The organism is Nocardioides sp. (assembly GCF_035481145.1).
GTDB lineage: Bacteria > Actinomycetota > Actinomycetes > Propionibacteriales > Nocardioidaceae > Nocardioides.
The window spans coordinates 44,790-58,526 of record NZ_DATIHB010000024.1 but is presented as its reverse complement, the minus strand read 5'-3'; the positions used below and the strand labels follow the sequence as shown (position 1 = coordinate 58,526).

General features: G+C 71.3%; 12 protein-coding genes. 7 read left to right on the top strand and 5 right to left on the bottom strand.

Translation table 11 applies throughout. The features are described 5' to 3' along the window. The coding region (locus VLF38_RS02315; RefSeq protein ID WP_325269677.1) for an aldo/keto reductase at nt 1-687 on the bottom strand (687 nt) is incomplete at its 3' end. Then, nucleotides 684-1,709, bottom strand: a complete 1,026-nt coding sequence (locus VLF38_RS02310; RefSeq protein ID WP_325269676.1) for a LacI family DNA-binding transcriptional regulator — start codon at nt 1,707-1,709, stop codon at nt 684-686. The genes VLF38_RS02310 and VLF38_RS02315, both read right to left, overlap by 4 nt. Before the next feature lie 181 nt (nt 1,710-1,890). Here VLF38_RS02310 and VLF38_RS02305 point away from each other — a divergent pair, with 181 nt between their 5' ends. The 7 genes from VLF38_RS02305 to VLF38_RS02275 are packed head-to-tail and all read left to right on the top strand — an operon-like array spanning nt 1,891 to nt 10,057. Further along, complete coding sequence (locus VLF38_RS02305) at nt 1,891-3,585, top strand: glycoside hydrolase family 13 protein (RefSeq protein ID WP_325269675.1); 1,695 nt, start codon at nt 1,891-1,893, stop codon at nt 3,583-3,585. Nucleotides 3,586-3,641: 56 nt separating this feature from the next. Next, nucleotides 3,642-4,928: an ABC transporter substrate-binding protein gene (locus tag VLF38_RS02300; RefSeq protein WP_325269674.1), complete on the top strand. Its 1,287-nt coding sequence runs from the start codon at nt 3,642-3,644 to the stop codon at nt 4,926-4,928. Nucleotides 4,929-4,953: 25 nt separating this feature from the next. After that, entirely contained in the window at nt 4,954-5,985 is a 1,032-nt protein-coding gene (locus tag VLF38_RS02295; protein WP_325269673.1) for a sugar ABC transporter permease, read from the top strand. Beyond that, on the top strand, nt 5,982-6,821 hold the full coding sequence (locus tag VLF38_RS02290) for a carbohydrate ABC transporter permease (RefSeq protein WP_325269672.1): 840 nt from the start codon (nt 5,982-5,984) through the stop codon (nt 6,819-6,821). The genes VLF38_RS02295 and VLF38_RS02290 overlap by 4 nt, the downstream gene beginning before the upstream one ends. Nucleotides 6,822-6,846: 25 nt before the next feature. Then, nucleotides 6,847-7,923, top strand: a complete 1,077-nt coding sequence (locus tag VLF38_RS02285; RefSeq protein ID WP_325269671.1) for a sn-glycerol-3-phosphate ABC transporter ATP-binding protein UgpC — start codon at nt 6,847-6,849, stop codon at nt 7,921-7,923. Then, nucleotides 7,904-8,827 (top strand): carbohydrate kinase, encoded by a 924-nt coding sequence (locus tag VLF38_RS02280; protein WP_325269670.1) that lies wholly within the window; start codon nt 7,904-7,906, stop codon nt 8,825-8,827. The genes VLF38_RS02285 and VLF38_RS02280 overlap by 20 nt, the downstream gene beginning before the upstream one ends. Before the next feature lie 12 nt (nt 8,828-8,839). Next, nucleotides 8,840-10,057: a DUF4032 domain-containing protein gene (locus tag VLF38_RS02275; protein ID WP_325269669.1), complete on the top strand. Its 1,218-nt coding sequence runs from the start codon at nt 8,840-8,842 to the stop codon at nt 10,055-10,057. Here VLF38_RS02275 and hutI read toward each other — a convergent pair whose 3' ends face one another. From hutI to VLF38_RS02260, 3 genes are read right to left on the bottom strand one after another with little or no spacing between them, the layout of a single operon-like run. Then, nucleotides 10,058-11,224, bottom strand: a complete 1,167-nt coding sequence (gene hutI, locus VLF38_RS02270) for an imidazolonepropionase (protein ID WP_325269668.1) — start codon at nt 11,222-11,224, stop codon at nt 10,058-10,060. Further along, nucleotides 11,221-12,543, bottom strand: coding sequence for a formimidoylglutamate deiminase (locus tag VLF38_RS02265; protein WP_325269667.1), 1,323 nt, complete (start codon nt 12,541-12,543; stop codon nt 11,221-11,223). The genes hutI and VLF38_RS02265 overlap by 4 nt, the downstream gene beginning before the upstream one ends. After that, on the bottom strand, nt 12,540-13,730 hold the full coding sequence (locus VLF38_RS02260) for an allantoate amidohydrolase (RefSeq protein WP_325269666.1): 1,191 nt from the start codon (nt 13,728-13,730) through the stop codon (nt 12,540-12,542). The genes VLF38_RS02265 and VLF38_RS02260 overlap by 4 nt, the downstream gene beginning before the upstream one ends. Between the last annotated feature and the right edge of the window lie 7 nt (nt 13,731-13,737).

The following is a 13,737-nucleotide window of genomic DNA, read 5'->3' as shown; positions in this document are numbered from 1 at the left end:
GGGCATGCCGGTGAAGCGGCCCCCGGCCAGTGAGCCCCATGCCTGCAAGGTGATGCCCCGTGTGCGGCAGTGCTCGACGGTGCCGTGCGGGAAGCCGATGCCGGCGTACGACGGGGTGTTGACCAGCACGCCGCCCTCGAGCCAGTCGCGAGCCAGCAGGCTCATCTCCAGCTGGTTGACGGTGATCGGCAGCTCGGTGTGGCGCTGCAGCGCCTCGATCTGCGCGGCGCTCATGTTGGAGACGCCCACAGCGAGGACCAGCCCCTCCTCGTAGAGCCCGTCGAGCGCCGCGGCGACCTCGGCAGGGTCGGCCAGCGGGTCGGGCCGGTGCAGCAGCAGGGTGTCGAGGTAGTCGGTCTGCAGCCGTTCGAGACTCTGGTGGACCCCCTCTCGGATGCTGGCCGGGCGGAGGTCGTAGAGGCCGGGACGGTCGCCGTCGGGGAGTCGGATGCCGCACTTGGACTGCACCTGGATCTGCGAACGCAGGCCGGGGGAGCGGCGTAGCAGCTCGCCGAAGACCGTCTCGGCACTGCCGTGCCCGTAGATGTCGGCGTGGTCGAAGGTGTCGATCCCGGTGTCGATCGCGGCAGTGACCGCTGCCTCGGCTCGGGCGAACTCACCCGCGCCGAGGGACTGCCCGTCCCAGCGGCCGAGCTGCATGCAGCCGTAGACGAGTCCCGCGGTCATGCGTCGGCCCGCTCGGGCGGCGGAGCGGTGGAGGAGCGTACGACGAGCTCGTGGGAGAGCACGACGTCCTCGACCCGCCGGTGGTCGAGCCTGAGCAGCGCCATCTCTGCCGCCAGCTCGCCCTGCGCGGCGACGTCCTGCCTGACCGTCGTGAGCCCCATGACCTCGGCCAGCGGGTGGTCGTCGATGCCGACGACGGAAACGTCCTCGGGCACGCGCAGGCCCAGGGCGCGCAGCCCCTGCATCGCGCCGAAGGCGACCTCGTCGGAGAAGCAGAGGATGGCGGTCGGCGGCTCGGGCAGGCTGCGGAGCTGCTCCGCCGCCGCGGCGCCGTCGGTGGGTGTGAACGGCACGGAGACGACGTACTCCTCGCGATGGGGGAGACCTGCCTCCGTGAGGCCGGCCAGGTAGCCCTCGAGGCGCAGAGTGTCGGGCGCCCAGTGCTCGTCGCCGTAGATGGTCGCCCGCACCATGGCGATGCGTGAGTGGCCCAGGCCGACGAGGTGCTCGACGGCCGTGCGTGCGATCGCGCGGTCGTCGACCTCGACGTGCGGGAAGTCGCGGATCCGACCACCGGCCACGACCACCTCGACACCCAGGTGGTCGAGGCGGTCGACCTCCTGCTGGGGCAGGGGGAGCGCGATCAGCACGACGGCGTCGACCTTGCGGCGCGTGGGCAGCTCGCGGAAGAACCGGCTGCGGACCGCGACGTCGCTGACCTGGTAGAGAAGCACGTCGAGGTCGGCGGCGCGGAGCCGGCGTTCGATGGCGGCGAGCATTTCGCCGTAGAACCACTTCTCCGTCGCGGGTACGACGACCCCGACGCGCCGCGTCGGGCCACCGGAGAGCCGCGAGGCCTCGGGGGAGATGACGTAGGCGAGCTCCTCGGCGATCTCGAGGATGCGGGTGCGGGTCGCCTCGCCGACGCCCGGCAGGCCACGCAGGGCGCGCGAGACCGTGGCGACGGAGACACCAGCGCGCTGCGCCACGTCGGCCATGTTGATCTCGTTGCGACTCACCACGCGGCTCAGGGTAAGCCCTCCTGTCGCTGTCGGCCCCGACTTCGGCAGCGGGATCGGACGGGGGTGTTGACAGCCGGGTGTGACTGTCGCCACGATATTAACGCAAACGTTTACGTGATCGCACTCACGGTCACCCGACACCCACAGAAGGGCGATCCCCTTGCTGCACCACGACACCGCAGTGGCCGACACACTCACCACGTTCCCGGCCTCGGCGGACTCCGACTCGGGCTCGGACTCCGGGCGCCCCTGGTGGACCGACGCGGTCGTCTACCAGGTCTACATCCGCTCCTTCGCCGACGGCTCGGGCGACGGCATCGGTGACCTCGCCGGCCTCCGCGCCCGTCTGCCCTACCTCGCCGAGCTCGGCGTCGACGCCATCTGGATCAACCCCTGGTACCCCTCGCCGCAGGCCGACGCCGGCTACGACGTGGCCGACTACCGCGACATCGAGCCCGACTACGGCACGCTCGAGGAGGCCGACCAGCTGATCGCCGAGGCGCACGCAGCCGGCATCCGGGTGATCCTCGACATCGTCCCCAACCACACCTCCGACCAGCATGCGTGGTTCCAGGCCGCGCTGGCCGGCGACGAGGCGGCCCGGGCCCGCTACGTCTTCCGGCCGGGGCGAGGCGAGCACGGCGAGCTCCCGCCCAACAACTGGGAGAGCATCTTCGGTGGCCTCGCCTGGACCCGCGTCCCGGACGCCGACGGCAATCCGGGGGAGTGGTACCTCCACCTCTTCGCCCCCGCGCAGCCCGATCTCGACTGGGAGAACCCCGAGGTGCGCCAGGAGTTCGAGGAGATCCTGCGCTTCTGGTTCGACCGTGGCGTCGACGGCTTCCGCATCGATGTCGCCCACGGCCTGGTCAAGCAGGAGGGGCTGCCCGACGCGGGCGAGCACGACCCGGCTGTCCCGCACAACACGCCGCACCCGGCGTGGGACAACGAGGGCGTCCACGAGATCTACCGCGGCTGGCGCGAGGTCGCCAACGCCTACGCGCCGGATCGTGTCTTCGTCGCCGAGGCCTGGGTCCGCGACAACGAGCGCCTCGCGGCGTATCTCCGCCACGACGAGCTGCACACGGCGTTCCAGTTCGACTTCCTGCGGGCGCCGTTCCGCGCCGACTACATGAAGGAGGTCGTCGACGACGCGCTGGCCGCGACGGCCGCCGCGGGTGGGACGAGCACGTGGGTGCTCTCCAACCACGACGTCCCGCGCCACGTCACCCGCTACGCCCGCTCCCAGCCGGAGCACATGGTCGAGTCGACGTGGGACCGGCTGCGGTGGCCGTCGGAGCCTGCCGACGTCGCGCTCGGTCAGCGCCGGGCGCGCGCCGCAGCGATGTTCATCCTCGGGTTGCCCGGCACGGTCTACCTCTACCAGGGCGAGGAGCTCGGCCTCCCCGAGGTCGAGGAACTGCCCGACGACGCCCGTCAGGACCCGACGTGGTTCCAGAACACGAACGGCGACCCGGGCCGCGACGGCTGCCGCGTCCCGCTGCCGTGGGGTGGCGACGGCGCCGCCGCCGGCTTCAGCCCCGCCGGCGCCACCGGTGAGCCCTGGCTTCCCCAGCCCACCGGCTGGGCGCAGTTCAGCGCCGCCGACCAGGAGTCCGACCCGGACTCCGTCCTCAACCTCTACCGCCGGGCGCTCCGCCTCCGTCGGGCCCACTTCGTCGGAGCCAGCGGCTTCGCGTGGGTGCACACGTCCGAGACGGCCGTCGCGTTCCGGCACGGCGACGTCGAGGTCTGGCTCAACACCGGGTCCGACCCGGTCGAGCTGCCCACCGGCGAGGTCCTGCTCGCCTCGGTCGCGGATGCCCCCTCGGGGTACCTCCCTGCCAACGGCGCCGTCTGGCTCCGTCGTTCCTGACCCCCGCTCCGAAGCCGCTCCCCAGCCGCACAGAAGCCGCACAGAAGGAAGTCACCATGCAGAAGATCCGAATCACCACCTCAGCACTCGCCGTCGGAGCGCTCGCTCTCCCGCTCCTCGCCGCATGTGGGGGTGACGGCGGCGGGGCAGCTGGCAGCAACGACGCCTTCAAGCAGCACCTCGACGACCGGGGCCCGATCACCTACGTCCAGGGCAAGGTCAACGACAACGCCACCAAGGGCATCATCGCCAAGTGGAACCAGCTCCACCCCGAGGAGAAGGTCACGCTCAAGGAGCAGACCGACGAGGCCGACCAGCAGCACGACGACCTGGTCCGCAACCTCGACGCGAAGAACCCCGACTACGACGTCGTCTCCGTCGACCTCGTCTGGACTGCCGAGTTCGCGGCCAAGGGCTACCTCCAGCCGCTCGAGGACGAGCTCGCGGTGGAGACCGAGGGCCTGCTCGAGTCCGCAGTGCAGGGCGGTCAGTACAACGGCGTCCAGTACGCCTCGCCGACGACCAGCGACGGCGGCATGCTCTACTACCGCACCGACCTCGTGAAGACCCCGCCGAAGACCTGGGCCGAGCTCTTCGACATGTGCGACGTCGCCGACAAGGCGGGCATCGACTGCTACGCCGGCCAGTTCAACAAGTACGAGGGCCTCACCGTGAACGCCTCCGAGGCGATCAACGGCGCCGGCGGCTCGATCGTCGACGAGGACGGCAAGACGCCGACCGTCGACAGCCCGGAGGCCGCCGAGGGCCTGCAGGTCCTGGTCGACGGCTTCAAGAGCGGTGACATCCCCAAGCCCGCGATCACCTACACCGAGGAGGAGGGCCGCGAGGCCTTCCAGTCGGGCAAGCTGCTCTTCCTGCGCAACTGGCCCTACGTCCACGGTCTCGCCGCCAAGGAGGCCAGCTCCAAGGTGAAGGGCAAGTTCGACGTCGCCCCGCTCCCGGGCCTCGACGGCGTGGGTGCCTCGACGCTCGGCGGTCACAACACGGCGATCAGCGCCTACTCCGACCACAAGGCGACCGCGATCGACTTCGTGAACTTCCTCGCGTCGGAGGAGATCCAGCACGAGTACCTCGACAAGGGCTCCCTGGCTCCGATCCGGGCCGACGTCTACGAGGACGCCGCGCTGGTCAAGAAGTACCCCTACCTCCCGACGCTCCTCACCTCCATCGAGAACGCCGTCCCGCGCCCGATCACGCCCTTCTACCCGGCCGTGACCAAGGCGATCCAGGACAACGCGTACGCCGCGCTGAAGGGTGACAAGACCGCCGAGGAGGCCGTGGCTGACATGGCCGCCGCGATCGAGGCGGCTTCCGGCAAGTGAGCCGGGGCCACACAAGGAATCCGTCATGAGCACCGCACCTCAGGTCGCCCCGGACGGGGCACCCAACGGGTCCGGCGGCTCCTTCCTCGCCCGGCGGCGCAACCCGCGCCGCCGGGCCGGGGGAGGGAGCGCGCCCAGGCCGCAGCGCACGGCCGTTCTCCTGGTCGCCCCGACGCTGGTCGTCCTGGCCGTCGTCATCGGCTACCCGGTCCTCCGGGCGGTCTGGATGTCGTTCCAGGCCGACGAGCGCGTCGACGAGAACGGCTTCTTCGTCGAGGGCGGCTTCGCCGGCTTCGACAACTACACGCACTGGCTCCTCGAGCGCTGTGGTGATGTTGCCTGCCCGCCGGGCAGCCTCGGCGCGAGCTTCTGGGAGGTCGTGTGGATCACGGTCTTCTTCACCGTCGTGACCGTCTCGATCGAGCTCGTCCTGGGCTTCTGGTTCGCGGTCATCATGAACGGCAAGTTCCGCGGGCGTGGGCTGGTCCGCGCCGCCGTGCTGATCCCGTGGGCGATCCCCACAGCGGTCACCGCCAAGCTCTGGTACTTCATCTTCAGCTACAACGGCATCGCCAACCAGCTCTTCAACACCGACATCGTCTGGTTCGGCGACAAGTGGGCAGCGCGGAGCGCGATCATCGTCTCCGACGTCTGGAAGACCACGCCGTTCATGGCGCTGCTCATCCTCGCCGGCCTGCAGCTGATCTCCGATGACGTCTACGAGGCTGCCAAGGTCGACGGCGCCTCCGCGTGGCAGCGGTTCTGGTCGATCACGGTGCCGCTGGTCAAGCCGGCCGTCGTCGTGGCGCTCCTCTTCCGCACCCTCGACGTCCTCCGGATGTACGACTTGCCGGAGATCATGACCGGTGGTGGAGCCGGTGACGGCAACGACACCACGACCCTGTCGATCCTGGTGATCGATCAGGTGCGCGAAGGATTCAACGGCGCAGCCGCCTTGTCGACGCTCACGTTCCTCTTCATCTTCGGAGTCGCGTTCGTCTTCATCAAGGTGCTCGGTGCGAGCGCCACAGGAGCCGAGGGGAAGGCCAAGCGATGACCACCACCAGCCGCTGGCGCTCCGTGCGCACCTACCTCGGAGTCGCCCTGATCGTGGTGTGGGGCCTGGCGCCCTTCTACTGGATGGTCGTCACCTCGCTGCGCGACCTGCAGTTCACCTTCGACACGACCCCGTGGCCGACCCACGTCACGCTCGACAACTTCCGCAACGCGTTCGACACGAGCAACGACAACCACTTCGGCCGGTCGCTCCTCAACAGCGTCTTCATCGGCGTGGTCACCACAGTGGTCGGCCTGATCGTCGGCGTCTTCTGCGCCTACGCCATGGCCCGCCTCCACTTCCGGGGCAAGAACCTGATCCTCGGGTTCATCCTCGCGGCCTCGATGTTCCCCGGCGTCGCGCTGGTCACTCCGCTCTTCCAGCTCTTCACCAACATCGGGTGGTTCGGCAGCTACCAGGCGATGATCATCCCGAACATCTCCTTCGTGCTCCCGCTGACCATCTACACCCTCACGGCGTTCTTCCGCGAGATGCCCTGGGAGCTGGAGGAGGCGGCCCGCATCGACGGTGCCACCAAGCGTCAGGCGTTCACCAAGATCATGCTGCCGCTGGCTGCTCCGGGTGTCGTGACGACCGCGATCCTGGCCTTCATCGCCTCGTGGAACGAGTTCCTGATCGCGAGCCAGCTGAGCAACAAGAAGACCGAGCCGGTCACGGTGGCGATCGCGAACTTCACCGGCAGTCAGCCGCACGTGGAGCCCTACACGGCGATCATGGCCGCCGGCACGATCGTCACCATCCCCCTCATCCTCATGGTCCTCGCCTTCCAGAGGCGCATCGTCGACGGTCTGACCGCCGGCGGCGTCAAGGGCTGACCCGCAACACAAAGGAGAAACCCTCATGGCACGAGTGACCTTCACAGGGACCCAGCGGTGGTACCCCGGCACCGACAAGCCCGCCGTTCCGGGCATCGACCTCGACATCGAGGACGGTGAGTTCATGGTCCTGGTGGGCCCGTCGGGGTGTGGCAAGTCCACCACCCTGCGGATGCTCGCCGGGCTGGAGGAGGTGAACGCGGGCACGATCCACATCGGTGACCGCGACGTCACCACGATGGCGCCGAAGGACCGCGACATCGCGATGGTCTTCCAGTCCTACGCGCTCTACCCGCACATGACCGTGGCCGACAACATGGGCTTCGCGCTGAAGATGGCGAAGGTGCCCAAGGAGGAGCGCGACCGCCGGGTCCGTGAGGCCGCGGAGATGCTGTCGCTGACGGAGTACCTCGACCGCAAGCCGAAGGCGCTCTCGGGTGGCCAGCGCCAGCGTGTGGCGATGGGGCGGGCGATCGTGCGCAAGCCGCAGGTCTTCTGCATGGACGAGCCGCTGTCGAACCTCGACGCCAAGATGCGGGTGCAGACCCGCACCGACATCGCCAAGCTCCAGCGCGAGCTCGGGGTCACCACGGTCTACGTCACGCACGACCAGGTCGAGGCGATGACGATGGGCGACCGGGTCGCGGTGATGAAGGACGGACTCATCCAGCAGGTCGACACGCCGCTGGCGCTCTACGACAAGCCGGCGAATCTCTTCGTGGCCGGGTTCATCGGCTCCCCGCAGATGAACCTCATGACCGGCACCGCCGCGGACGGCGGGGTCAAGGTCGGCGGTCACGTCCTGCCCGTCGCGGCTGCTGTGACGGCGAACGCCGGTGAGGTCGTCGTCGGCGTGCGTCCCGAGAACTGGCGCCGGGTCGGTGCCGGTGAGGGCATTCCCGTCACGGTCAACGTGATCGAGGAGCTCGGCGCGGACGCGTTCGTCTACGGCACGTCCGAGGCCGAGGGCACGCCCCACGACCTGATCGTCCGCGTCTCCGGCCGCGACTCCACCGCGAAGGGTGACGTCATCCACGTCACCACCGACCCGGCCAACGTCCACGTGTTCGACAAGGAGAGCGGTGCCCGCCTCTCCGACTGAGCCTGTCCTCGTCATCGGCGAGGCGCTCATCGACCTGATCCGGCGGCCCGGCCAGCCCGACGACGCACGCGTGGGCGGCAGCCCGCTCAACGTCGCGGTCGGGCTCAGCCGCCTCGGCGTACCCGTGGAGCTGCAGACCCACCTCGGCTCCGACGCGTACGCCGACCTGGTCACCGCCCACCTCGCGGCCAACGACGTGCCGCTCGTCCCGGGCTCGATCCGGGACGGGCGCACCTCGACGGCCGTCGCGACGATCGGCGCGGACGGGGCGGCGTCGTACGACTTCGCCATCGACTGGTCGGTAGAGCAGGGCCCCGTGGCCCCGGCCGGGCTGGTGCACACCGGCTCGATCGGTGCCGTGCTCGAGCCCGGTGGGAGCGCGGTCGTGGAGATCGTCCGTTCCGCCCGGGAGAGGGCGACGATCTCCTACGACCCCAACGTCCGCCCCCAGCTGATGGGCGAGCGCGACTCCGCCCGCGACCGGATCGAGTCCCTGGTCGGCCTCGCGGACGTGGTGAAGGCGAGCGACGAGGACATCGCCTGGCTCCACCCCGGCCTCTCCCTGCAGGAGGTCGCCCGGCGCTGGCTGGCGCTCGGTCCTGCGCTCGTCGTGGTGACCCGTGGCGGCGAGGGCGCGTACGCCGTCACCGCAGCCGGCGCGGTCGAGGTCATCGCCCCCGCGACGGCGGTCGCGGACACGATCGGTGCCGGTGACTCGTTCATGGCCGGGCTGCTCGCCGGGCTCTCCGATGCGGGGCTGCTGGGCCGCGACCGGGAGGCCGACCTGCGGGCGCTCGCCGGCGAGGAGCTCGCGCGCCTGCTCGGGTTCGCCGCCGCCTGCGCGGCGGTCACCGTCTCCCGGCCGGGTGCCGACCCGCCGCGCCGCGCCGAGCTGACGGTCTGAGGAGGTCGCGCCGTGCGGTTCGTCTTCAACCCACCCGCCGACGGGGCCGCCGAGCTGCTCGACCTGCCATGGGAGACCCCGCTCGCGCAGTGGGACGTGGAGGCGCTCGTCGAGGTGCCGACGGCCGGCATCCACCGCCACGTCGTGAAGTTCGTCGACACCCCGGTGGGTGTCTTCGTGCTGAAGGAGCTCCCCGACGACCTGGTGCTCCGGGAGTACCAGCTCCTCCGCGCGCTCGCCCACGACTCCATCCCCGCGGTCGAGGTGGTCGGCGCCTGCCTCGAGCGGGAGGGGCAGGACGCGATCGTGGTGACCCGCTTCCTGGCCTACTCGGCGACCTACCGGCGGCTGCTCAGCACGATCCAGGCGGGACCACAGTTCGACGCCCTGATCGGCGGGATGGTCGAGCTGCTGGTGCGGCTCCACCTCGGCGGCTACCTCTGGGGCGACTGCTCGCTCTCCAACACCCTCTTCAAGCTCGACGCCGGTGACCTCGAGGCGTACCTCGTCGACGCCGAGACGATGGAGCACCACCCGGGGCTCAGCGACGGCCAGCGCCAGCTCGACCTCGACGCGGCGTACGAGCGGATCGGGGGTGAGCTGCTCGACCTGGAGGCCGGTGGTCTCCTCGACCCGGGGATCGACCCGGTCGAGACCGCGGACAGCGTGATGGAGCGCTACCGCGCGCTCTGGTGCGAACTGACCCGCGACGAGGTGATCTCCCGGGACGAGCAGCGCTACCTGATCGGGGAGCGGATGCGGCGGATCGAGGAGCTCGGCTTCGACGTCGACGAGGTGGAGCTGCTGCCCGCCGAGGACGGCTCCAAGATCCGGCTCCGCACGCGCGTCGCCGACCCGGGCCGGTGGCAGCGACTGCTCCGGAGCCGCACCGGACTCGACGTCCAGGACCGGCAGGCGCGGCGCCTGCTCTCCGACATCGCGAGCTTCCGGGCCTGGCTGGAGCAGTCCACCGGGAGGAACCTCACCGAGGCCGCCGCGGCGACCCGCTGGCTCGTCGAGTGCTTCGACCCGGTGGTGTCGGAGATCCCGGCCGAGCTGCGCGGCAAGCGCGACGAGGCGGAGGTCTTCCACGAGGTGCTCGAGCACCGCTGGCTGCTCTCCGAGCGGGCCGGCCGCGACGTGAGCACGTCGGAGGCGGCCCGCGACTACTTCGACACCGTGCTGCCGGACCTACCGACCGGCACGATCCCGGTGATCACCGACCCGTGATCACCGAACCGTGAGCTGTCCGCCGGCCCAGACGTCGCGGACCAGGGGTACGCCGGGCCGGTAGGCCAGGTGCACGTGGCTCGGCGCGTCGAGCACCATCAGGTCGGCACGGCCGCCCACGACCAGGCGGCCGACGTCGCTGCGGTCGAGGGCGGCGGCACCTCCCGCCGTCGCAGCACGCACGGCCTCGGCTGGGGTCATCCCCATGTCGCGGACCGCGATCGCGATGCAGAACGGGAGCGAGCTGGTGAAGCAGGAGCCCGGGTTGCAGTCGGACGCGAGCGCGACGGAGACGCCGGCGTCGAGGAGACGGCGCGCGTCCACGTACGGATGGCGGGTCGAGAACTCGACGCCGGGCAGCAGGGTCGCCACGGTGCCGGCCTCGCGCAGGGCGTGGACGTCGGCGTCGCTGAGGTAGGTGCAGTGGTCGACGGCGACGAGGCCGAGCTCGCAGGCGAGCTGGACACCGGGGCCGTAGGTCAGCTGGTTGGCATGGAGGCGCCCGCGCAGGCCGGCGGCCTCGCCGGCGGCGAGGATCGTCCGCGCCTGGTCGGCGTCGAAGGCACCCTTCTCGCAGAAGACGTCGATCCACCGCGCGTGCGGGGCGGCCGCAGCGAGCATCGGACCGGTCACCAGGTCGACGTAGCCCGCCGGGTCCTCGGCGTACTCGGCCGGGACGACGTGCGCGCCGAGGAACGTGGTCTCGTCGGTGAACTCGCGCGCCACCGCCAGGCTCCGTGCCTCGTCGGCGACGGAGAGGCCGTAGCCGCTCTTGACCTCGAGGGTCGTGGCCCCCTGGCGCCGCATCTCGTCGGCCAGGCGGCCGACGTGCGCGCGGAGCTGCTCATCGCTCGCGTCGCGCGTCGCCCGCACCGTCGTCCGGATGCCGCCCGCTGCATAGGGCTCTCCCGCCATGCGCGCCGCGAACTCGGCGGACCGGTCGCCGGCGAAGACGAGGTGGCTGTGGCTGTCGACGAAGCCGGGGAGCACCGCGCGGCCCTCGACGTCGACCACCTCATCGGCAGCAGGTGCCTCCGCGGCGTCGCCGACCCAGGTGACGCGGTCGCCCTCGATGACCAGCGCGGCGTTGTGGCGCAGGCCGAGGAGGTCGCCGGCGGCCGGGTCGTTGGTGACCAGCTCGCCGATGTTGGTGAGGAGGAGGCTCATGACCAGATCCTTTCGGTCGCGGCGGCCAGTGCGCGCCCGACCGCGCCGTGGTCGCCCTCGAAGACGACCCGGCCGTCGGCCACCACGTGGCGGACGTCGGCGGAGGAGGCGGCGAAGACGGCGGTGTGGGCGTCGGCGCCGGTCCCGGCGGTGCGCGCCGAAGTGGTGTCGAGCGTGACCAGGTCGGCGCGCTGGCCGACGGCGATCGCACCCGCGTCGGCGAAACCGAGGCTCCGTTGGCCCACGGCACCCGCCGCGTCGAGGAGCTCCCGTGCGCTCCAGTGGCCGCGCGCCTGCTGCGCGAGCCGCTCGTCCATCTCCAGCGCCCGCATCTCCTCGAAGGCGTCGATGACCGCATGGCTGTCGGAGCCGAGCGTCAGTGGCGCACCGGCCTCGAGGAGCGCACGGCTCGGGCCGATGCCGTCGCCGAGGTCGCGCTCGGTGGTCGGGCAGAAGCTCGCGCAGGTCCGGCTCTCGCCAAGGAGCCGGATGTCGTCGCTGGTCAGGTGCGTCGCGTGCACGGCACTGGTGGTCGGCCCGAGCAGGCCGTGGTCGGCGAGGAGGCGCGTCGGGGTCACGCCGTACGCCGCTAGGCAGTCGTCGTTCTCCTTCACCTGCTCGGAGAGGTGGACGTGGACCGGGCATCCTGCCTCGGCGTGGGGGCGGAGGGCGGAGAGGGCGACGGCAGGGACCGCCCGCACGGAGTGGGCGGCGACGCCGATGACCGCGTGGTCGTCGCCGCGCAGGTCGGCGACGCGTGCCTGCCACGCCTCGGCGGTGCCGTCGGTGAAGCGACGCTGGACCCCCTCGGGGGCCGCTCCGAAGCCACTGGAGAGGTAGAGGGTGTCGAGAAGGGTGATCCGGATGCCGGTGTCACGCGCTGCGGCGAGCAGCGCGTGGCCCATCGCGTTCGGGTCCGCGTACGGCGTGCCGTCGGGCTGGTGGTGGAGGTAGTGGAACTCGCCCACGGAGGTGTAGCCGGCCGCCACCATCTCGGCGTACGTCGCCCGCGCGAGCGCGTAGTAGGTGTCGGGGTCGAGCCGCTCGGCGACGGCGTACATCTGCTCGCGCCAGGTCCAGAACGTGCCCCGTCCGGTCTGGGTGCGCCCCCGCAGGGCGCGGTGGAAGGCGTGGCTGTGCGTGTTGGCGAGACCGGGCAGGGTCAACCCCGCGAGTTGAGTGCTCCCGTTGATGCTTTCGCCACGGGGCAGCGCACTCAAGGCGGTGACGCGGGTGAAGCGGCCGCCCTCGATCTCGACCACGACGTCGTCGGCGACGCCGTCGGGGAGCAGTGCGCGCTCGAGGAGGTAGGTGGTCATCCCACGAGCTCCGTCAGCGAGTCGGCCAGCGCCTCGACACCGGCGAGGCAGTCGGCGACCTCGGCACTCTCGAAGGGGGAGTGGGAGACGCCGGAGGGGTTGCGCACGAAGAGCATCGCGGTGGCGATGCCGGCCTCCTGCAGGATCCCGGCATCGTGGCCGGCCTGCGTCGGGAGGACCGGTACGCCGCCGAGCCGCGCGGCGAGTCGGTCGCGGAGCGGGACGTCGAAGCGGACCTCACCGCTGACCGACTCGGGCGTCACCGCGACGGAGGTGCCGTCCTCCTGTGCCCGCCCCGTTGCGGAGGCGCGGATCGCCTCGACCAGGTCGGCGAGCGCGCTGTCCGACTCCGCACGGGCGTCCAGCCACGCGGTGACCTGCGAGGGCACCGCGTTGGTGCCGTTGGGCCTGACGTCGAGCCGGCCGAAGGTGGCCCGCTGGCCGCTCTCGCGGGCGTGCGTGGCGGCAGCGAGGGCGGTGGCGGCGTAGGTGAGCATCGGGTCGGCGCGGTCCTCCATCCGGGTGCTGCCCGCGTGGTCGGCACGGCCGGCGAGGTCGAAGCGGTAGCGGCCGTGGGGCCAGATGGTGTCGCACACCCCGACCGCTGCGTCGCGGTCGATGAGCGCACGGCCCTGCTCGACGTGGAGCTCGACGTAGGTGTCGACCCCGTCGAGCAGCGCCGAGCGGGAGCCGTCGGCGGGGCCCTCGAGCACGTCGCCGAGCCGCACCCCCTCACGGTCGGTCAGCTCCCGCGCGTCGGACCACGCCGTGGTGCCCACCGCGAGCCGGGAGCCGAGGCAGGCCCGCCCGAAGCGGGAGCCCTCCTCTTCCACGAACGCCGCGACGCCGAGCGCGCGCGACGGAGTCACGCCGCGCTCCCGCATGAGGTCAACCGCCGCGAAGGAGGAGACCACGCCGAGCGGTCCGTCGTACGCGCCGCCGTCGAGGACGGAGTCGAGGTGGGAGCCGGTCAGCACCTTGCCGCTGGCCTCGGGCGAGCCCCACCACGCGACCAGGTTGCCGAACGGGTCCTCCTCGACGAGGAGCCCGCGGGCAGTGGCCGCTTCGCGGAACCAGGCCCGCAGCTCGAGCTCGGCGCTCTGCCAGGGCTGGCGGAAGTAGCCGCCGCTGCGCGGGCTGCGGCCGATGGGGGCGAGGTCGCCCCACATCTCCTCGAAGCCGGCCACCACCGCG

Excerpts from the sequence above, each read along its gene's own strand:
- VLF38_RS02265 (WP_325269667.1), bottom strand. The coding sequence starts at position 12,543 with ATGACCACCTACCTCCTCGAGCGCGCACTGCTCCCCGACGGCGTCGCC.
- VLF38_RS02295 (WP_325269673.1), top strand. The coding sequence starts at position 4,954 with ATGAGCACCGCACCTCAGGTCGCCCCGGACGGGGCACCCAACGGGTCC.
- VLF38_RS02290 (WP_325269672.1), top strand. The coding sequence starts at position 5,982 with ATGACCACCACCAGCCGCTGGCGCTCCGTGCGCACCTACCTCGGAGTC.
- VLF38_RS02285 (WP_325269671.1), top strand. The coding sequence starts at position 6,847 with ATGGCACGAGTGACCTTCACAGGGACCCAGCGGTGGTACCCCGGCACC.
- hutI (WP_325269668.1), bottom strand. The coding sequence starts at position 11,224 with ATGAGCCTCCTCCTCACCAACATCGGCGAGCTGGTCACCAACGACCCG.
- VLF38_RS02300 (WP_325269674.1), top strand. The coding sequence starts at position 3,642 with ATGCAGAAGATCCGAATCACCACCTCAGCACTCGCCGTCGGAGCGCTC.